Annotated in this window: 25 protein-coding genes and 1 tRNA gene; 9 read left to right on the forward strand and 17 right to left on the reverse strand. The window is 32.2% G+C overall.

Features of this window, described 5'->3' with window-relative positions; all coding sequences use genetic code 11:
* The first annotated feature begins 22 nt into the window (after positions 1 to 22).
* Positions 23 to 1,276, forward strand: coding sequence for an aspartate kinase (locus tag ACE94K_RS05450; RefSeq protein ID WP_378181064.1), 1,254 nt, complete (start codon positions 23 to 25; stop codon positions 1,274 to 1,276).
* Positions 1,277 to 1,329: 53 nt separating this feature from the next.
* Positions 1,330 to 3,138: a GNAT family N-acyltransferase gene (locus ACE94K_RS05455; RefSeq protein WP_378181066.1), complete on the forward strand. Its 1,809-nt coding sequence runs from the start codon at positions 1,330 to 1,332 to the stop codon at positions 3,136 to 3,138.
* Between the two features lie 45 nt (positions 3,139 to 3,183).
* Here the strand turns inward: ACE94K_RS05455 and ACE94K_RS05460 are convergent, their stop codons facing one another.
* From ACE94K_RS05460 to ACE94K_RS05490, 7 genes are all read right to left on the reverse strand, one after another.
* A complete protein-coding gene (locus ACE94K_RS05460) occupies positions 3,184 to 3,612 on the reverse strand; it encodes an arsenate reductase ArsC (protein ID WP_378181069.1) in 429 nt (142 codons plus the stop codon).
* 19 nt (positions 3,613 to 3,631) lie between these two features.
* Positions 3,632 to 4,129, reverse strand: a complete 498-nt coding sequence (locus tag ACE94K_RS05465; protein ID WP_378181073.1) for a GNAT family N-acetyltransferase — start codon at positions 4,127 to 4,129, stop codon at positions 3,632 to 3,634.
* Entirely contained in the window at positions 4,130 to 4,615 is a 486-nt protein-coding gene (locus ACE94K_RS05470) for a DUF6428 family protein (RefSeq protein WP_378181076.1), read from the reverse strand.
* Positions 4,616 to 4,647: 32 nt separating this feature from the next.
* The gene (locus ACE94K_RS05475; RefSeq protein WP_378181079.1) at positions 4,648 to 4,971 is read right to left on the reverse strand and encodes an ArsR/SmtB family transcription factor; all 324 of its coding nucleotides are present in this window, start codon (positions 4,969 to 4,971) and stop codon (positions 4,648 to 4,650) included.
* 88 nt (positions 4,972 to 5,059) lie between these two features.
* Positions 5,060 to 5,488 (reverse strand): TM2 domain-containing protein, encoded by a 429-nt coding sequence (locus ACE94K_RS05480; RefSeq protein ID WP_378181082.1) that lies wholly within the window; start codon positions 5,486 to 5,488, stop codon positions 5,060 to 5,062.
* A gap of 279 nt (positions 5,489 to 5,767) precedes the next feature.
* Complete coding sequence (locus tag ACE94K_RS05485) at positions 5,768 to 6,394, reverse strand: 50S ribosomal protein L25/general stress protein Ctc (RefSeq protein ID WP_378181085.1); 627 nt, start codon at positions 6,392 to 6,394, stop codon at positions 5,768 to 5,770.
* A gap of 26 nt (positions 6,395 to 6,420) precedes the next feature.
* Positions 6,421 to 7,362 (reverse strand): ribose-phosphate pyrophosphokinase, encoded by a 942-nt coding sequence (locus ACE94K_RS05490; protein ID WP_378181088.1) that lies wholly within the window; start codon positions 7,360 to 7,362, stop codon positions 6,421 to 6,423.
* Between the two features lie 156 nt (positions 7,363 to 7,518).
* Between ACE94K_RS05490 and ACE94K_RS05495 the strand changes: the two genes are divergently transcribed.
* Positions 7,519 to 7,600 (forward strand) — tRNA-Leu (locus ACE94K_RS05495).
* Positions 7,601 to 8,020: 420 nt separating this feature from the next.
* Here the strand turns inward: ACE94K_RS05495 and ACE94K_RS05500 are convergent.
* Positions 8,021 to 8,302, reverse strand: coding sequence for a hypothetical protein (locus ACE94K_RS05500; protein WP_378181091.1), 282 nt, complete (start codon positions 8,300 to 8,302; stop codon positions 8,021 to 8,023).
* A complete protein-coding gene (locus tag ACE94K_RS05505; protein WP_378181094.1) occupies positions 8,289 to 10,166 on the reverse strand; it encodes a hypothetical protein in 1,878 nt (625 codons plus the stop codon). The genes ACE94K_RS05500 and ACE94K_RS05505 overlap by 14 nt, the downstream gene beginning before the upstream one ends.
* Positions 10,167 to 10,345: 179 nt before the next feature.
* On the opposite strand from ACE94K_RS05505, the gene ACE94K_RS05510 reads away from it, so the two are divergent.
* Together ACE94K_RS05510 and ACE94K_RS05515 are read left to right on the forward strand one after the other, a co-directional pair.
* Positions 10,346 to 10,564 (forward strand): recombinase family protein, encoded by a 219-nt coding sequence (locus tag ACE94K_RS05510; protein WP_378181097.1) that lies wholly within the window; start codon positions 10,346 to 10,348, stop codon positions 10,562 to 10,564.
* 154 nt (positions 10,565 to 10,718) lie between these two features.
* Complete coding sequence (locus ACE94K_RS05515; protein WP_378184232.1) at positions 10,719 to 10,907, forward strand: helix-turn-helix domain-containing protein; 189 nt, start codon at positions 10,719 to 10,721, stop codon at positions 10,905 to 10,907.
* A gap of 33 nt (positions 10,908 to 10,940) precedes the next feature.
* Here ACE94K_RS05515 and ACE94K_RS05520 read toward each other — a convergent pair whose 3' ends face one another.
* Together ACE94K_RS05520 and ACE94K_RS05525 are read right to left on the reverse strand one after the other, a co-directional pair.
* Positions 10,941 to 11,531 (reverse strand): ImmA/IrrE family metallo-endopeptidase, encoded by a 591-nt coding sequence (locus ACE94K_RS05520; protein ID WP_378181100.1) that lies wholly within the window; start codon positions 11,529 to 11,531, stop codon positions 10,941 to 10,943.
* On the reverse strand, positions 11,506 to 11,844 hold the full coding sequence (locus ACE94K_RS05525) for a helix-turn-helix domain-containing protein (RefSeq protein ID WP_106791161.1): 339 nt from the start codon (positions 11,842 to 11,844) through the stop codon (positions 11,506 to 11,508). Before ACE94K_RS05525 ends, ACE94K_RS05520 begins: the two co-directional genes overlap by 26 nt.
* 642 nt (positions 11,845 to 12,486) lie before the next feature.
* Between ACE94K_RS05525 and ACE94K_RS05530 the strand changes: the two genes are divergently transcribed.
* Positions 12,487 to 13,410, forward strand: coding sequence for a hypothetical protein (locus ACE94K_RS05530; protein WP_378181103.1), 924 nt, complete (start codon positions 12,487 to 12,489; stop codon positions 13,408 to 13,410).
* 403 nt (positions 13,411 to 13,813) lie between these two features.
* Here ACE94K_RS05530 and ACE94K_RS05535 read toward each other — a convergent pair whose 3' ends face one another.
* From ACE94K_RS05535 to ACE94K_RS05545, 3 genes are all read right to left on the reverse strand, one after another.
* Entirely contained in the window at positions 13,814 to 14,380 is a 567-nt protein-coding gene (locus tag ACE94K_RS05535) for an SOS response-associated peptidase (protein WP_378181106.1), read from the reverse strand.
* Positions 14,349 to 14,543, reverse strand: coding sequence for a hypothetical protein (locus ACE94K_RS05540; protein ID WP_378181109.1), 195 nt, complete (start codon positions 14,541 to 14,543; stop codon positions 14,349 to 14,351). Before ACE94K_RS05540 ends, ACE94K_RS05535 begins: the two co-directional genes overlap by 32 nt.
* Positions 14,544 to 15,026: 483 nt before the next feature.
* A complete protein-coding gene (locus ACE94K_RS05545; protein ID WP_378181111.1) occupies positions 15,027 to 15,527 on the reverse strand; it encodes a hypothetical protein in 501 nt (166 codons plus the stop codon).
* A gap of 346 nt (positions 15,528 to 15,873) precedes the next feature.
* Between ACE94K_RS05545 and ACE94K_RS05550 the strand changes: the two genes are divergently transcribed.
* Genes ACE94K_RS05550 through ACE94K_RS05560 form a run of 3 tightly spaced genes read left to right on the forward strand, consistent with a single transcriptional unit; the run spans position 15,874 to position 17,676 of the window.
* Entirely contained in the window at positions 15,874 to 16,383 is a 510-nt protein-coding gene (locus tag ACE94K_RS05550) for a DKNYY domain-containing protein (protein ID WP_378181114.1), read from the forward strand.
* 22 nt (positions 16,384 to 16,405) lie between these two features.
* Positions 16,406 to 16,993 carry a hypothetical protein gene (locus ACE94K_RS05555; protein ID WP_378181117.1) on the forward strand — a complete coding sequence of 196 codons (588 nt, stop codon included), beginning with the start codon at positions 16,406 to 16,408 and terminating at the stop codon, positions 16,991 to 16,993.
* 23 nt (positions 16,994 to 17,016) lie between these two features.
* On the forward strand, positions 17,017 to 17,676 hold the full coding sequence (locus ACE94K_RS05560; protein ID WP_378181120.1) for a hypothetical protein: 660 nt from the start codon (positions 17,017 to 17,019) through the stop codon (positions 17,674 to 17,676).
* A gap of 30 nt (positions 17,677 to 17,706) precedes the next feature.
* On the opposite strand, the gene ACE94K_RS05565 is transcribed toward ACE94K_RS05560, so the two are convergent.
* The 3 genes from ACE94K_RS05565 to ACE94K_RS05575 form a co-directional block, all read right to left on the reverse strand.
* Positions 17,707 to 18,093 carry a hypothetical protein gene (locus ACE94K_RS05565; RefSeq protein ID WP_378181123.1) on the reverse strand — a complete coding sequence of 129 codons (387 nt, stop codon included), beginning with the start codon at positions 18,091 to 18,093 and terminating at the stop codon, positions 17,707 to 17,709.
* A gap of 211 nt (positions 18,094 to 18,304) precedes the next feature.
* The gene (locus tag ACE94K_RS05570) at positions 18,305 to 18,928 is read right to left on the reverse strand and encodes a hypothetical protein (RefSeq protein ID WP_378181126.1); all 624 of its coding nucleotides are present in this window, start codon (positions 18,926 to 18,928) and stop codon (positions 18,305 to 18,307) included.
* A gap of 29 nt (positions 18,929 to 18,957) precedes the next feature.
* Positions 18,958 to 19,869: a hypothetical protein gene (locus ACE94K_RS05575; protein WP_378181129.1), complete on the reverse strand. Its 912-nt coding sequence runs from the start codon at positions 19,867 to 19,869 to the stop codon at positions 18,958 to 18,960.
* Between the last annotated feature and the right edge of the window lie 15 nt (positions 19,870 to 19,884).

Consider the following 19,884-nt stretch of genomic DNA (forward strand, 5'->3'; position numbering starts at 1 on the left):
GTTTCTTAATAACATAAGATAAATGAAGATTTTTAAGTTTGGAGGAGCATCCGTAAAGAATGCTAATGGAGTAAAAAATGTGATTAATATTTTAGAAAAAGTAGGTAATTCTGATATTATTATCATTGTTTCTGCCATGGGTAAGACCACTAATGCATTAGAAATGGTTGTCGATCATTATTTGAGTAATAGTCAAGAGCTAGAGGAGTCTATAGGTTTTATAAAAAAATACCACTATGACATACTCGAAGAACTTTTTGAGAACAAACAACTTCCTATATTTACAAAATTCAATGCTCTTGTCTCGGATTTAGAGACTACTTTAAATAGAAATAAGTCTACACAGTACGATTATGTATATGATCAAATTGTTTGTTATGGAGAACTGATTGCTACTACCATTGTTAGCGAATATTTGAATTATGAGGGATTTAAAAACAATTGGTTAGATGCCAGAGATGTAATCAAGACTGATAATGATTACCGCGATGCATCTGTAAATTGGGAAATCACTCAGAAAAATGTTATGAAGTATGTGGACAAAAAGGGTTTAACAGTTACACAAGGTTTTATCGGATCTGATGCTAACAATTTTACTACTACTTTAGGAAGAGAAGGTAGTGATTACACTGCAGGTATTTTTGCTTATTGTACAAACGCAAACAGTGTGTCAATATGGAAAGATGTTCCAGGTGTTCTTAATGGTGATCCCAGGGTTTTCGAAAATGTGAAGTTGTTGTCACAAATTTCATATGAAGAAGCAATAGAATTAGCTTTTTATGGAGCTTCAGTGATTCATCCAAAAACGTTACAACCATTACAAAGAAAAGAGATTCCGCTTTATGTTAAATCTTTTATTAATCCTTTGGATGAAGGCACTTCTGTAACAAAAGGACAAAGATTAATTCCTCAAGTGCCGTGCTTTATAGTAAAGAAAGATGAAATATTATTATCGCTTTCTTCTTTGGATTTTTCCTTTATTGTCGAAGATAATATCAGTGAAATTTTTAGCTTTTTTCATAAATATCATTTAAAAGTTGATTTGATACAAAATTCTGCTATCAGTTTTTCAGTATGTCTGGACGATAAGTTTAATAACTTTGAAGGATTACTGCCGTATTTGAAATCTAAATTCAGTGTTGAATACAAAAAAAATGTTTCCTTATTTACAATTAGGCATTTTGATGATCAAGCAATACAGTCTTTAGAAAAAAACAAGGATATTTTACTTAAACAAAGCACAAAAGAAACGTATCAAATAGTTGCTAAACAATAAGATACGCTATTCAATGATTTTGTTATATTTGTAGTTAGCACAAAACGTATTTAATGGCGGTAGTCACCTCAAAAGAAGTAGCCAAAGGGCTTAAATTAGATAAACTTGGCTTTATTGGCACTTTTGTTGGCTGGATGATTCTAAAAATCACGAGGTTATCAAAGATTAATCGTCAATATGATAGCATCAGTCACCTGCATGGTGAAGACTTTGTAAAGAAGGTATTGGATATGTATGGGGTGACTTTCGAGATACCCAAAGAGGATCTAAAAAGACTACCAAAAGAAGGAGCTTTTATTACCCTTTCCAATCATCCATTAGGGGGTTTAGATGGTGTTCTTCTTCTTAAATTGATGCTTGAGCATCGTTCTGATTATAAGATTATTGCAAATTTTTTGTTGCACAATTTTACTCCCTTAAAACAGTATATTATGCCGGTGAATCCTTTCGAGAATAGAAAGGAAGCTAAGTCTAGCCTGAAAGGAATAAAAGAAGCGATCATTCATTTAAAAGAAGGAAAACCATTGGGTATTTTCCCGGCTGGTGAAGTGTCTACTTTTAAAGAAGGAAAGCACTACGTGGATAAACCATGGGAGCAAGGAGCTATGCGATTGGTGAAAAAAGCAAAAGTTCCTGTAATCCCGATTTATTTTCACGCAAGAAACAGTAGGTTGTTCTATAAACTTGCCTCTATTAGCGATACATTACGAACGGCAAAATTGCCGAGCGAACTCTATTCACAAGAAAATAGGGTAATTAAGGTTAGAATAGGTAACCCTGTATCCGTAAAGGATCAGGAAGAGTACAGTAACTTAGAGGATTTTACGAATTTTTTACGTAAAAAAACCTATATGTTGGCTAACCCATACGAGAAAAAAACATTGATGGAATCTATTCCACAAAATCTTAAGCTACCTAAATCTCCTAAGGAAATTGCATCTGGCGGCAGTATTAATTCTATTGAATCAGAATTAGAATATTGTCGTGAAAATGATATGCGTCTACTGGCAAGTAAAAACTATGAAGTTTTTCTGGCAAGAAAAGATTTTATTCCAAACGTTGTTCACGAAATAGGAAGGCTTCGGGAAATAACTTTTCGTGAAATTGGAGAGGGAACCAACCAATCGATAGATTTAGATCCTTTTGATGATTATTATCATCATATGTTCTTATGGGATATTGGAGCAAAAAAGATTGCCGGTGCGTATCGTATGGGTATGGGAACAGAGATTTATTCTAAATTTGGCATAAATGGTTTTTATTTACAGGACCTTTTTAGGTTTGAGCCGGAACTACATAAAATGATGAGCCAATCCATAGAAATGGGGAGAGCTTTTATCATTAAAGAGTATCAGCAGCGCCCGATGCCATTGTTTTTACTTTGGAAAGGTATTGTACATTGTACACTTCGTTTTCCTGATCATAAATATCTTATAGGAGGAGTTAGTATTAGTAATAAATTCAGTAATTTCTCTAAGTCACTGATGATAGAGTTTATGAAATCTCATTACTATGATCCTTATGTAGCGCAATATGTAAGGCCAAAAAAAGAGTTTAAGGTCAAACTAAAAGATGCTGACAAAGATTTCGTATTTGATGAAAGCAGAAGTGACCTTAATAAATTTGACAAAATTATAGATGAGATTGAGCCGGGAAGCCTTCGAATTCCGGTCTTAATTAAAAAGTATATTAAGCAAAATGCTAAAGTTGTCGCATTTAACGTAGATCCATTGTTCAACAATGCTGTGGATGGGTTAATGTATATCAGAATCGCCGATTTACCAGAAAGCACTGTGAAGCCCGTAATGGAGGAATTTCAGGCAGAATTAGAACAGAAATATTTTAAGAATGGAGATAAGTGATACTAAAAAAGAACCTTCAGGTTTTTTCCTGAAGGCCTATTGATTTTACTTATGTGATTTTTTTAGTACCGTGTTCTCTACAAAATTTTTACAATATTCTTTAATTTGATTTCTTGTTTTGGTGAAAGCCATGTGTATTTCTTCTTTAGAGCCCTCTACCTTGGACGGATCAAAAAAGTCGCAATGTAAACGCACTGCTTTTCCGGGAAAGAAAGGGCATTGTTCTTTTGCATTATCACAAACGGTAAGTATATAATCAAACTCGATGTTCAAATATTCATTAAGATTATTTGAGGTATGATTTGATATATCAATATGATCTTCTTTCATAATAGCTATTGCCTTCGGGTTTACTCCGTGAGTTTCTACTCCTGCACTGTAAATTGTAGCTTTATCATTGACAAAATGTTTCAAATAGCCTTCTGCCATCTGGCTTCTGCAGGAGTTTCCCGTGCATAGTACTAAAATATTCATTTATATGGATGTTTTGTGGTTATATTATTATTTTGCTTCTTTTTTCTAAGATGGTATTATCATACCAATAGTTGTTCAATTTTCCTATTTTTTCGCGAAATCCTATAATTCTAAATCCTACAGAGGTATGTAATTTGATGCTAGCGCTATTGGTGCTAAAAACAGATGCTTGTAATGTCCAAAAACCCTCTTTTTCGCTTTCTTCGATAAGTTTTGTCAAAAGTAGTTTTCCCAAACCTAAATTGCGATGTTTTGATGTTATGTAAATGCTAATTTCTGCAACACCTCTATAAACATCTCTGTTAGAAGTAGGTGATAATGCTGCCCAGCCGATAATTGTATCATTCAGGACAGCTTTTAATCTACAAGACTTTATATGTTTCTTGTTCCATTGTTCCCACGTCGGTACTTTGGTCTCGAAAGTGGCAATACCAGTATCAATACCCTCTTTATAGATTTTAGAGATATTTGGCCAATCCGACCGATCAAAGAACTGTATCTTAATTTGAGATTTCATTTAGCAACATCCGCTTCCCGGTGCACAAGAGGTGGTTGTTACTGATGAACTTTCTGGTACTCCGCAGGTTTCTTTTGCCTTACAATCTGTAGGTCGAACTGTAAGCGTCATGATCAATTGTTTTTCTTGTATTTTAAACCCCGTGATATTTAAATGGGCTGTGTGAAACATGGGATTACCGTATTCAATTTTTATCGGAGCTTCCATCTCATAAGGTTTCATTTTTCCAACTTTATGCAGAATGGCTAAAGCTTTATAGACCGTTAAATAATCGCGTTTACCTAATTCGTCTGGACTTTCCCATAATTGAACAATTGTTTCTTTCCAGGAATCTGTCCCTGCTCCGCAATCCACAGAATCTACGGTAATATGCTTTACTTCTGTGATGTGATAATTGGCACCAACGAACAAGCCCGGAGCATACTCAAATAAGAGTGATTTATCCTGATGTTTTTCTAAAAGTGATATAAATTCTGATGTATTCATAGATGTAGATGTTTAATTAATGATTTTAAATGCTAACAACAATTTTGTTTGGTGTTATTAAAGAAAGAATTTAGATTTTGTTGTAATTCATTCCATTGATCGATGTCAATGCAATAGCACATGCTTTTCCCTTCGATCTCTCCCTTGAGTAGTCCAATACTTTTTAGTTCTTTAAGGTGTTGGGATATAGTAGCTTGTGCCAAGCCAATTTCTTCAACAAGATCATTACAAATACAGGCATCTTGTAAGCTTATATATTGAAGAATTGCTATCCGTGCTGGATGCCCTAATATTTTAAATAATTGTGCAAGCTCATTCTGTCTTTGATCAAAAATTTGTGTTTTCGTAATACCCATTATGTATATTTTAATATCGCAATATTACGATATTAAAATTAAATAAAAAAGATAGTTTACAATTTTCTAACTTTCTTGCTGTATTTTTTTAGAACCAAGACTTTTTGTTTATCTGATATACCTGGTAGAATTCCTCATCCGATTTGGTAAGATAAATGATGCCTTCTATTATACTTATTACCCAAACAACCCATCCGGCAAATCCGCAGGTCACGGCTCCTAATATTAATGTGCATACCAGCATGATGATACCTTCTTTATGATAACCAAGAACGAATTTATGAATACCAAAACCACCGACAACAAGTGCTAAAACTCCTGCAAGAATCTTTTTGTTTTCATTACTTTCAAAAGTTTCTTTCATCTCATCCATAAATTCTTCTGCTGTTTCTTTTGCTTCTTCCGCAAATTCGCCAGCCTTATGTTTTGCTTTTTTCGCAGCTTCTTTAGCGCTATCAAAAACTTCTTCGGCTCCTTTTTTTATATCATCCCCTAAATTGTCATTTTCATTACTCATAACTATGGTGGTATTTTGATTAGTGTGTATTAAATTACAAAATTTATTTATGAGATGGTATTACAATATTGATGACAATAGACTATGCATTTAAATCTAAGGGTCTGCAATTATGGCTTTAGGATGTATGTGATTTTGGTCTTCTATTTAATATAAATAGACATAGTAAGTTTTTATACAAATTAGCTCAAATGTATAGATATATGGGGTATTAAAAAAGCATCCTGAAAATAGAATCAGAATGCTTTTTGATTGTTTTGTTCTGTAAAGAATGAATGATTATGCCTCTGCCGCTGGTGCTTCTGCTGCTGACGCTTCTCCTTCAGTTTCTTCTTCTTCATCATCATCATCTGCCACTGCAGTACGAGATGTTTTAACCATACAGATAACGGTATTATCCGGATGAAGTATAGTGAAATCTTCACTAGCTACATCGGTAACGTATAATTTGTTTCCGATTTTAAGATTGGTGATATCTCCTTCGATTACATCTGGTAATTTAGAAGCAAGACCTTTTACTTTAATACGTCTTAAGTTAAAACGTAAAACACCACCATTACGAACACCACGAGAGTTACCGGTTGTTCTGAAAGGTAATTCGATAGTTATTGGCTTGTCGTCGAAAATTTCAACAAAATCAATATGTAAAATTTTATCCGTTACAGGGTGAAATTGAATATCCTGTAGGATAGCATTTATCTTTGTACCATTATCCAACGCTATTACCACGGTATGAACGTCTGGAGTGTACACTAAATTTTTAAAAGCAATTTCTGGCGCTGCAAAGTGTACAATAGTGTCTCCACCGTAAATAACACAAGGTACCTGTCCAGCATTACGTAAGGCTTTTGTTGCTTTCTTGCCTACGCTTTCTCTTTGAGATGCATTGATTGTTAATGACTTCATTTTAAAATATATTAATAGTTATTAATTTACATGATGAATTTAGAGCTTATAGATTCATTATGATGAACCCTATGCATCACATCTGCGAATAAATTTGCACATGTTATCACTCTAATCTTATCGCTTTGTTGTTTAAGAGGAATAGAATCTGTTACGATTAATTCTTCTAGTTTTGAGTTTTCTAGTTTTTCGTAAGCATTGCCTGATAGAATTGGATGCGTACAAATTGCTCTCACACTTTTTGCACCACGTTCCATCATCAGATCGGCAGCTTTAGTAAGCGTACCCGCTGTATCAACCATATCATCTACCAAAACAACATTTTTTCCTGTTACATCTCCAATCAATTCCATATGAGAAATCACATTGGCTTTAGCACGTTGTTTGTAACATATAACCACATCGCTTTGTAAAGCTTTAGAATATGCATAGGCTCTTTTAGAACCTCCCATGTCTGGAGAAGCTACAGTAAGATCCTCTAGATTCAATGATTGTAAATAAGGTAAAAATATAGTAGATGCAAATAAATGGTCTACAGGTTTTTCGAAAAAGCCTTGGATCTGATCTGCATGCAAGTCCATAGTAATAATCCTGGTAGCTCCCGCAGTTTCTAACATTTTAGCAATTAATTTTGCTGCAATAGGAACTCTTGGTTTATCCTTTCTGTCCTGACGTGCCCATCCATAATAAGGTAATACTGCCGTAATATGTCTTGCCGACGCTCTTTTAGCGGCATCTAACATCAACAACATTTCCATTAAATGATCTGAGCTTGGGTGTGTAGACCCAATAATAAAAACTCTTGATCCTCTTACAGATTCTTCAAAAGAAGGTTGAAACTCACCATCACTATACGTTGATGTAATTACATTACCCAATTTAGCTCCATACGCTTGTACGATTTTTTCTGCTAGTTCTGTACTCTGTGTACATGCAAAAAATTTTGCTTCTGTAATTGAATTAGGCATAAGGTAATCTGTTGTTTTGTAATGAGTTAAAACTTATTTTTCGAAAACAAGGTGCAAATTTAAAAATTTATTTCTACTCTGACTCTTATTTTATTACTTATTTGGTGGATGTGATGAAATATTTTTTTAATTTTGCCGTCCAATTCGATTGAAAATGCTCAAGTGGCGGAATTGGTAGACGCGCTGGATTCAAAATCCAGTTCTTTCGGGAGTGTGGGTTCGATTCCCACCTTGAGTACAGAAGCAAGCAACTCTTTGTTAATCAAAGAGTTGCTTTTGTTTTTAGTGATGTCTTAAATCAATGTTTTAAGTTTAAGTATAGTGCTGGGGTTAAACATAGGTTAAACAATTACTTAATTAATTTAATGAATGCCGTTTCGAACTCCTCATCATACTATCGGTTAAACGTTGGTTCTGGAGAGGTTTTTGTCAATTACAAAAGGAAATACTAAATTCCATTAGTTAATGCAAAAAAGGAGACATAAAAAACCTTATTGGTTTCGTTGGATTAGATATATGTTTCGTTGTATGATATCATTGTTTACTTATCCAAAGATATATTGGTGAGATTTACAGATATATATTGACACTTTTGTATTTTCATCAATTCTAGATTTAAAATTGATGAAACGAAAAGTTGTGGTATGTTGTTTATTTTTCAGACGACTTTGATAACTACGCTTCCGCCAGTACTATTGGAACTAAGTCTACAGTGAATGACTTGTGCTTTAATATATTCATTTTCTATGTAGTCATACCAATCTTTTGAAGAAACATCAGTATTGTGTCTTACTTGAATTCTAATATTTCCATTTGTGTTATTTTCAAATATTGATACTTTACAACCAACATTTTCACCAAAAACATTGTAAATTTCTTTTTCTGCGCCCCAAACTCCAAATGGACCAGCGGTCATGTTAATTAATTTATTCATACTCATATCCGTAAAAATTATCGTCTTTTTTTATAAACTTTGGATTTTCCTGGTTTACCTTGTTAATACTGAAATCTGAAGTAGGGGGTATTATATTACTAGACAAAGGAGCAACTAATGCGTTGCTAAACGTTTGCATTGCTGGAACACTATTATCAGAAATTACAGCCCTTAATGAATAACAATTCTGTAAGCCTCTATACATCGGATAACTCTCAGAATATTGATGTATTAATTGATTATTTTTTTGGTAAAAAATTCCAATGTTAGGATTAACAAGTGTAGCTGTAACCTTTACATTATCTTCTAATGCAATAGGATCTCCTGTCCAATTTATTTTTCTCAATATTTCATTCGTATTTGGGTTAATAATTTGAATTAAGAAATATGGTTTGCTATAACCTTGATAAATCGGGTAATACCATCTTTTTGTTTTCCTTAAAAAACGTTTTTTTACCTTTTTTTTGGTTCCTACCCATTTATATTCATAATCAAATACAGGATCTTTGCATATAGCATTTGAATCATTAAAATGCGGTCTACTTTTAATACTTCCTTTTATGGTCAAATAATATTTATGACCATTTTGTAAAGTATTATCAATTATTAGTTGTTGATTATTAGTGTCAACCGAAAGTTGTTTTTGACTACTTATATTGTATGGGTAATCAATGATAGGTGAATATTTTTCAATTATTGCATAGGAATCTAAAGCAGACATTGTGCAATTTTCAAAATTTCCTTTGCATAACTCAACTAGATTTTTTAATTCTTTCAACTTTTCTTTGTAAAAAGTTATGGTGTCATTTGATTGATTAAAATCTGTTCTTTCGAAGTATTTAGGATTTTCAATAACATATTTAGAGTTTTGTATTGATTCTTCAATACTAGTATATAATAAAGCAGAGTTCTCTAAAAATTCTTTTTGTTTGACCCGAATAGGGGAAAAATCAATTTTAGGAAAGTCAGGTAGACTTTCATAAGGAGAAAGCTCTACATATAAAATAACTGGTTTAGCTTTTGGATTTACTTGTTCTTTGAAATTAGAAGCAAAATCTAAAAATTTATCCATGTTTAATTCATTTGGGGTTTTTCCTCCTCCTGCAGTAAAAACATATGCTTGTTTAAAATTGCTAGTATTTTTTTCATCTTTTGTACTAATAGTCTTACTTTCAATAGATAATTTATTTCCTACATAAGAATTAATACTTTTGATAAATTTTTCATTTCTTTCTTTTTCATGCCTATCTCTTGAGTGCAATTTAAGGTAGGCGTATACTTCACCACCAGTATAAATTTTGCTAACAAACATATCACCATTTCTTTTCATGAAATCTATAGGCGACTCTTTAGCTAACTGAATTAATTCTTTCCTGATTTTTGGATTAATAATTATTCTAGGTTCATTTACATATTTTGCTTTTATAACCACTGTTTGATCAAAACTGCTGAAAGTTGACTCTTTGTAAACGCGAGATTTGAAAGTATTTTCAGAGGAAAATCCCTTAATCTTAAGGTTTAAATCTACTTTAGTTGAGATGTCTAAAGTATTCTTTAATTGGTATTTGTTATCTACTGATTTTATTTCAACAAAACCAGTATTACCATAGGCTTTAGATAAAATTTCCGTTGAATTATCGGTGTTTTCATATTCAATTGTTCCGTAGAATTCCTGTGAAGTACTTGAATTATATCCATTGCCAAAAGAAAGTTTGTCATATGCAATAATTTTCTCGGGATAAGGTTCTAAATCTTTATTATCGTCTAAAATATTACTATAATATTTTTCTGATTCGTTTTTAGTTTTGAGGCAGGAGGAAAAAAAAAGAATAATAATTAGAGAGAAAGTAATTGAAGATAATAATCTCATGTCATAAATTTTAAAATTAAGTTTATGACAATGTGTTTCAGTTGTAATGTTGAAAAGCTAATTCTATTGGGATAACTACTTGTAAAGTTACAATAAAGTTTCATTATTTGTAACTAAAACTGTGAAAAAATAACAAATCTTAATGAAGTTTAGTAAAACGGTCGTTTTACGAGACAATTATGATTGTTGGATATGCGAGAGTATCAACACCTGATCAAAGAAAAGAATCACAAATAGATTTACTTGAAGAAGCTGGGTGTGAAAAAATTTATACTGACATCGCTAGTGGAGTTAGAGAAGATCGGTCTGGATTAAATGAGATGATAGAATATCTCAGAAAAGGAGATATAGTTTACACTTATAAAAATGATAGAATCTTTAGATCATTAAAAACATGATTGATCTTATAGATATCTTGAATGAAAAGGGGTTCATTTTAAAAGTCTTAGTGAACCAGAGTTCGATACAACTTCTGCAAATGGAAAGTTTCTTTTACAAATCTTTGCAGCAGTTGCAGAATTTGAACGAAATCTTATTAGTGAAAGAACTAAAATAGGTTTAAACAATGCGAGAAAGCGAAAGAAACTTTTAGGAAGACCGAAAGGTCCAAAAAAAGAAACCGTAGAAAAATATCAATATGCTAAGCATCTATATGACAACCAAAACATCCCAATAGATCAAGCGTGTATAAAAGCTGGACTAAGTAAAGCTACTTTCTATAGAGTAGAGAAAGATATTTGATGTTCTATCCAGGACGACAAAATAAAAAATAGTTTAGCGTAAATAACTGAGTTGTTTTTTTACTCCAGTAATATTGATTCTATATCTTACCATCTCTTTACTGGCATTAAAATGTATTGAGATTTGTTCTAAAGACATATTCTTCTTTAAAGCCCAAATTAAAGCTGGTCTGGGAAGCTGTAAGCAGGCTCCAAGCCATTCTGCTTCATTTTCCTGATTTTCATCATGATTTCTTAAAAATCCAGATAATCCATTGATTTTCTTATCATCAGGAATTTTATGTTCACAAATAATATGAGCTAACTCATGCATTAAATTACTTTGTTGTCTTGACGAAGAATGTCTAGGATTGTGAATAATAATATATTCTTTATTATTTATTGGAATAGTGGCAGCTGACCAATGTTTGCTGCCAGAATTTAATAGTTTATCAAGATGTTGTTCTGACATACCGTTAACTTCTTTTGGTTCAAATATGGGAATATTAAGATATTTAGATAGGTCAAAAGCGCATAGAGGAGAAGAACCTACTAACCCTAATTCTTTCCTTAATTCAATAGCTTTATCGTCTGACCATTTTTTAAAGCCTCTTCTATATTTAGTTCCTTTTTTGGGCAGCGTCATATGCGAGATTAATCATTTGAATTAATGCTTCAGAAGTTTCGGGCGATAAAGTTTTATCAGCTCTAAGGTGAGCAATAACTTCTACCTTTGTATTTTCTTCATCAGAATTTGTTATTGTAAAAAAATCTGAAGGAACTTCGAGCCATGTACATAATTTAAGATATGTATCTATATCAGGTAAATTTCCTTGCTCTACTCTAGATAAGGTTGAAGCACTTATACCAATTTCAGAGGCTAGTGCTCGTAAACCTATTCCTCCTCTTTTAGATTTGATCATTTCCGAAAATTTCTTTGTATCTAAGGATGTACTCATTTGGTGAGGTGTTAATAGATTGTTGATAACGTTTCGTCAAATGTACAAATGTTTCTTTGGTAATACAAAGGATTTATTGTTTCTTTGTTAAAACGAACGTATCATATGTAGGATTTTAAGTTTTTAATTTTGCAGAATGGAACTAAGTTAAGTTTAGATGACAAAATGCAATAGGGTAATTTTTAAATTGTTTATCTAAAAAAATGTATGCCAAAACTTAAAGTTAACTGACATTTAACTTGTTTGGCATAAATTTAAGTGAAGACATGGCGTAGAAATAACAAAAAATGCCAGTATGTCATAATAAGACATAATGGCTTAGTTTTTGTAGTAAAATAAAATTGTGAACTGTTAAAATAAAACTATTAATTTCATCTATTGTTATAGGCTGACATCCTCTATCAATAGTTTTTAAAAGTTTTATTTAGGTGTTTTTTTTAAGGATATTTGGAGATATCCGGATGCAAATATATATTAAAATTGCTAATAACAATGTTAATAACGTTAAATTTTGAAAATTATTGTCGTAGGGAAAATCGAATATGTGGAGATTTAGAAGCTATAAAGCTTTTAAAATTGAGGGCTTAGTAATGAATTTAAGCACTCTAAGAAAGAAGATAATAATTTTAAAAATTTAAAAAAATGACAAACATTAGTTCATTTTATAGGTTGGGTATTCAACAGCCCGAATTACAATTTGTTGACGTAAAACTGGATCAGGATAATTTATTATTTTTCGATCCGAGATTGATAGAGTATCTACAAACTCCTTTAACGAAAAAAATGCAAAAGCATTTAGAAGTATTTTGGGGCGAAGTGATTAAGAGTGTAAAGCTCAAATCATATGAAAAATCTAATTATTTATTATCTGGTTTAGGGGAACCAAATGAAACCAGATTGGGTTATTCGTTAGATAGACCATATGGTAACTCAGTTGGAAATAAATTGATAAAGAAAATATTCGATACAATTTATAATAATTTGGCAGTTAGGACTGGAGTATTAAGTCATTTTGCAGATATAGAACTTTTCTTTGATGACATTAGTTCAGATAGGATTTCAGATATGACTACAAAAATAGTTAAGTCTGTTCTGATTGATTACACGCAGGAACAATGTCGACTTCATAATATCCCTATGGAAAAATGTGTACAAAAGGACATATTTGATTATGAAAACGTAAAATGGATAACAAAGAAAGTTGAACTCCCAATTTATAATGGGAAACCAATTTTATTTACTCCTAAGGCTATAGTTAGATTGGAAGGTGCAGCAGGTAAAAACGTTAGTTGTTTTTATAGATTTGCAATTAGACAATTTGTTAGTCATGATAGAAATATGCTGAAAGATGTAAGTTCAACAGGCAAAGATGGAAAGATTCTAATCAGAGATGTGCAAGCTAAGTATCCGGTTTCTAAAGAATCACTTGCTAATTGGTCGGTTCACCATTACGGGAAGTTATTGGTAGATTATAAAACAGACCATTTGAAAGGTAGATTGAGACCTCTTTCTGATATAGAAATAATGGAAATTGTTTATGACTCAAATCATTCTCAGACAGGTTAATTATCTTAATCATATATAGTTTTTTAAAGCAGGCTCCGGCCTGCTTTTTTATTTGATTTCCTTCCTTACTATTTTAGTCCTATAAAATGCTATTTTGTAAGACTATTTTAAAGAACCAAAAATGGAACGATACTCAAAAAGAGACTACGTTACTAAAATTAGCATAATAAAACGTACATTTAATAAAACCGCTCAATGATTATTCTGATTTAACATAACTTCTCAGAACATAGTTTCGGAAATATTAGTACAATTGTACATTTTCTTTGCTAATCTTTACGGAGTAATATAAAAGTAATTATATTAAATGATCTTATTTTGAATGTGATCTCTAGAAAAAGCGCAAATTCAGTGAAGTATATAGATTCTAGTGCTTATTTGGTTTTTTTATTTTACATTAAATTTAAAACTCCAAATCGTCGTAAATAACTTTATTCGAAATTTCTTCCACATTACCAGCATAATCTTTACCTCTTAATCGTCCCACTGTATAGACAATAAGTTCTTCTTCTGGATAGGGTTGTATTAGTTCCTGCAGTATTTGTTGATCCAGCTCACCTTCATCGGGATGTAACCACTTATCCGCGAATTCATCAGGTAAGATTACCGGCATTCTTGGACCTTTTAATTTGGGATTATTATGAATTTTGGTTAAGAGTTCGTTCCCTTCAGTTGTTACAATGGAAAAAGTATTTTGTAGCTCTCCGGTTTCTTTGTCTAACCATTCACTCCAAAGTCCAGCGAAAATAATCGGCTCCCCATCTTTTCGATGGATATAAAAAGGATATGTTTTACTCTTATAATGGTGATGCTCATAAAATCCGTCTACATAAATCAAGCATCTCTTTCTCTTTGCAGCATCACGAAAAGAGGCTTTTTCGAAAATGGTTTCACCTCTTGCATTCAATGTACTTTTACTAATACTGTTTCGCTGTGCATTATCTTTTACCCAAAAGGGTACCAATCCCATCGTCAAAGGGAAAGCGTTCAAAAATTTTAAAAAGTGCGTTGATACCAAGTTGGGGATTTCCGGTTTCCCAAAGATCATTTAACAGGCTATCCAATGGTAACCAGTTTCCATCAACAGGTTTGAAAGATTCTATTTCAAGTATTATCTTGTTTGTATTAAGCATGAGAATTAAAAGTTATTTCTATTTCTTTTTTTAGCGAGGATAATAGTTTTTAGAAAGGCCGTAAATAGTGTATCATTTATTTAATTATAAATGATAATAAGTTTAAGCTGTATTTACTCTTGATAATCTATGATTTGATACATAATGCCTTCTTGATCAGGTATTTTTTTAGCGTTTCAAGTCCAAACCACACATAACCCGTATGTTGGCAAATGTACAATCCATCACCTTCAAAAGAAATACTGCAATTTGGCATTTTACCCTTATTTTCTTTACATCTGAAATCCCAAAAGGGCTTGTTTTGAAATTCATATTTTTTATCAAAAGTATCAAGTGCTTCAAGCCAATCTTGAATTTCAATCCTTTTTTATCGGTTAAATTTGCTTTTATTTTGTATTCAAATCCCATATAAATTACTAATTGTTTATATTTCTTTTTTCATAATACTTGCTATTTATGACACATAAAAAGGTTTTTTTTCTATTAATCACTTACCGATAAGTGTAGATGATACAGTTCCTGACTATTGGCAAAAATGATATCTAGACTCGAGCAAGCATAAAAGATTTTGGTTTCTCCAATTTTAACCTGATACACTATATCGCTTGAAACTGTAAGTAACAATAAGTCCACAAATTCTTTAATCCACTCTTGTTTCCAGAAAGAATTTGATAGAGAAAAATTATTCTGCTTATCTATTAAAAATACAGTATTGTATTCTTTTTCTTGAAACTCAAAGAACCATGTTTCTGTCAATAAGGAGATTAAATATTCTCTAGGAGTTTCTATTTTTTTTAGCTCAAATGATTTGCAGATTGGATCAAAAATGGGATATAACTTTTCTTTTATGAACCCGTTTTTGCTTTCGTGCATGGTCAAACTGAAATGATAGGCATGGTTTGTTTTATCATTGATCCTTGCCAAGTTTGTTAACCAACCATTTAGATAACCCAGGTTATAAAGCGTTTTCTCTGATTTCTGCATACGGTAAATGATGTGTTTGATATACTGATATAAAACTAGCCAAATCTTTTATTTTGTACTCATTCCATATAAATTATTTGTTGTTTCGTAATCTTACTGATCCCTCTTTTCGGTAAATTATGTTCTGAAAACTAAAAAACTTTTACAAGAAAATGGTTCCAACTTATAATTTGGGGCTTCTGCATGATTATTTTTTGTCATTTTTGTATTTAATGAGAGTTACGGAACCATGTAAAAGAGATAAAGGGTCTTGAAGATTTTAAAAAGACGGTATTATGAACAAAAAGACGATATGCATATTAGTGTTATTTAAACTATAATGACACTAGCGCTAAGACATAAGGATGTGTATAAAATTAAAGTCAATGATATTGAAAAAGGTTATTCCATATCTGGCGAAAACAACCATTTTTATAATGATCAATTGCCATACAAAATAGGGGATATTGAACCTATCAAAGAAAGTTATTGCAAAATTGGTAATGCTGTTTATTTTGGGTATTTAAACAAACTGCATGCAGATGTTTCTTCCTTTGAAATTGTGCATCCGCTAGTATCGACCTTGGCTAAGGATAAGGATCATGCGTATTTTAAAGATCAAATTCTAGAAGGAGCAAATCCCAAAACATTTCAATTTTTGGATGTGTGTTTAGCGCCAAACAGAGCCTATTATTTAAATTGTGATATTGATTTTTATGCTGAAGGCGATCGCTTTGCCTATTTTGTTGGTGCGCCTTTTCGTACTAAAACTATTAAAACCAAAGATATAGACAATTTTAGGTTTGAAGTTGTTGATGAAAGAGGTTATACTTTTGACAATAAATACCGCTATGAACGAGGAATAAAAAAAAATTAAACGAATAAAAACCTAAAAAAATATGGGATATTCAATCGAAGCTATACTGACAAACTCACGGCAAGTACGAAAAGTGGTAGGTTCAAAAGACATAACTTATTTAGACAGTATCAGGTATGATCCAGATGAAGAATATGATTTTTATCTAGAGGACTATTTTGACCTGTCCAGTGGCGAGCTATCGACCAAACAACTAATGGCTAACATCATTATAGGCGATATGCACACCAATTACCTTCACTTGCAATTGGACAAAACAAAAGAAAAATTTGCTTTAAGTGCTATTGGTGCTGTGTATTCTTATTTAGAGCGTGATATGCACCGACATTTTGGTAAAACCATCAATAGAAATGCAGATGGTTGGCCAATGCTTACAGAATATTTGGAGGACTTTGAACCAAGATCAAGACCTTGGTTTACTCATCCTGTGTCACGGGATTTTCCTCATGTGTATAGCATAGGTTTATCAGAAGTTGAAACCTACAAACCATTATATGTTCAGAGATTAAAAGAAAAATTCCCAAACACTCCAGAACTCATTGAAGACCTTGAGTTTATTTTTGGAGAAATGCAAAAGGAAAAAATGGGGTTATTTTTGGTAAATAGTTAGTTTGTAAAAATTTATTTTGAAAAATGAAAAAAACTCTATTTAGCGTATTATTTATAATAACTTTTTTTTGCACGTTGATTGCGCAAAATATTCCGATGCGAGAAAATTACATAATAACAATGAATGCTTCTGGGGATTTGGATAACGACGGCATCTCAGAACTTGTAGTAGCTTACGACCTAGCAACAGATCGCAAAAAGAGTAACAGTACCAGAGAATTAATCATCTACAAGGAAAAAAACAATCAATGGATGGTTTGGAAAACATCAAAGCAGGCGCTTTATGGTATAGATGAAGGAGGCCAAATGGGTGACCCTCTTGTAGGTATGGAAATTAAAAAGGGTGTTTTATCCATAGTGCATTATGGAGGTAGTAGTTGGAAATGGGGACAAACAGATAAATATCGATTTCAGGAAGGAGAATTTTTTCTCATAGGCTATAAAAGTTTGTCAGGTAAGTTATGCGAATATTGGGAAAAGGTAGATTTTAACCTCTCTACAGGAAAAATGGTTGTGACCAAAGAATACGAGGATTGTGGAGCCGAAGCGACAAAAATTTACAAAAAGGAAAACGAAACGATATTTGAAAAAGGACTGAAAATCAGCCTTCAAAAACGACGTGAAAAAGAAATTGCAATCATTACGCCAAAATATAAACACAAGGTGTATGTAGCTAATAAATAAAGCTGGCTGACATAGTTGTAGATGTTTTAATTAATCACTAGATATAGTATCAATATTAAATTGAGCTTTCAGTAATGGTTGCACTAATGTGATAAGCTCTTTACGCTTGGCATACATTAATTCAGGTTGTAAATAGGTGTTTTTATCAAAAGCGTTGCGTAATTCATTTAAATCCTGGTTTCTAAGCTCAATGTTTTCTTTCCATAAATTTGTAATGTTTTTACAGAAAAGACCTTTTAAGGATTTATCAAAATAGAGTATTATATGTTCGACGGCCTGCTGTACCGGTTGTAGTTCCCTATTGTTTTTAATTTCAAATAATTGGATGTCTTTCAGGATACTGTTAACAATACTAGTTCTTCTTTTCTTTAAATTGAGCGCTCTTCCTTTTTTTACCTGAGCATTGTCTAGTGACAAATTCTTCAGAAATGCATCCCCAAAGCTGTGATGAATGATTTCGTTATCCAGTACTTTGGTTAGAAAGAATGCGAAGGATGCAAGGAGGTATTGTGATGATTGTTCAGTTTTGTATTTTACCCTGATTCTCCTGAATATCTGCTACGCAAATCTTAAAAATTTTATTGAGTTCCTTGTTTGTTGTATGTAATTCCCACTTCGTTTCATTTTTTTAATGTTGCAAGCAAGCCAGTGCATACATGCCCTCTCCTTTAGATAAATAACCTATACTAGTTACCTTATTCTCTTTTTTGTGAGTGTGAAGCTCGCACCAAAATGATTCAAAACCCATTGCTAGGACTAATAGGTCAGTTAGTTTTTCGTCATTGAAGAAGAGTTGTTTTTGTCCCTGAAGAATATAATGTGCCAATTCGTGAGCTATCGTAAATATGAGTAGGTTGTGATTACGTAAAACTAACATCTTTATAGAAATGATGTACGATACTTTATCCTCTCTATATTTTCCTATTGTTAAAGTCTCATTTTTAAATAAATCAGCTGTTTTAAGAATCGCAAACGGGTCTTTTGGTTTTACAGGGTTTTCCCAAAAAAAGTCAAGTGCTATGAGAGCCTCCTTGAGACCAATACTTTCTTTGATTTTATCAAAAACTACCTGCGCTGTTTCCTTTTGATCACTTAGATCAACCTCAAAGTCGTTAAGATTAAAAGTTCTAAATTTTTGAAGCCAATCTATACCCATTAAACGCTCGATAAAGAACAGTCGATGCTCTATAGATTGTTTTGTAGTGTCTTTTATGGTTTTTGTGTTTCTTTTCCAGAACATAGTCTTTTTCAAAAGTGTGATTTAGTACATTTTGTGATTAATTATGCGATATCCATGTTAATTATTTTCTCGCCATTTTTAGCAAAAGTGAATAACCATATTTTGTTTTCTGTTTTACCAATTATCCTACAGTTGTTATATTCTTTTGGAAGATTAAATTCTATATACTCATTTTTGATAAAATCGTAAATACATTCATTATTGGTTTTTCGCTTTCCTTTTTGAAAGGCATAAGGGGTGATTACCACTTGTCTTTCATTAAGCATTTTCATAAATGATTTCGGTTCGGGTTTAAACAAATATTCAAATGCAGCTGTATCAGTATCTACTCCTATTAACGAATATTTTGGATAGGTGTAGTATTGAATATCCCTACCTGGGCTTACGATATAGCACTTATCTTGAAACAAGCTCAAATAAAATACCATTTCTCCTTTTATACCACGCATTAATTTATAAGGTAACATCGCTTCGGTTTGAAGCTCCCACCTTGCAGTAAGATCAATGGGGTTTAAATTTAAAATGGAATAAAATGTTATTTCCTGCATCATACCATAGTTGATAAATGCAAATGGAATTCTATTTGATATTGAAGAATAACCAGGAACAGAAGGGAATAGTGCTCTTGTACTACCATCGGTATAAGTTTCTCGTTTAAACTCGTTTTGAATGCTATAGCATCTTTCAACTTTTGAAAAATCGGAAGAAAGTTCATACACTTTACTATTCGTAACGATCCCATAGGTGTTTCCATTTTTAAAAGAACTATAAGGAAAATGAACTGACTGTTGCCGTATTTCAGGAGGTAACATAACCTGTTCTACGCCTGTTTTGTCGAGTATATAAAAAAAACCGTCTCTGTCAAACCTAATAATTCTGTCATCTTCGTAAAAACTTTCGAAATAACTTTCATTAAAGGTGTGGTCCCAGTCAGCTACTATTTCAAAATTCATAGTTCTATTGTTAGT

The organism is Aquimarina besae (assembly GCF_042434905.1).
In the GTDB taxonomy this organism is placed as follows: Bacteria; Bacteroidota; Bacteroidia; order Flavobacteriales; family Flavobacteriaceae; genus Aquimarina.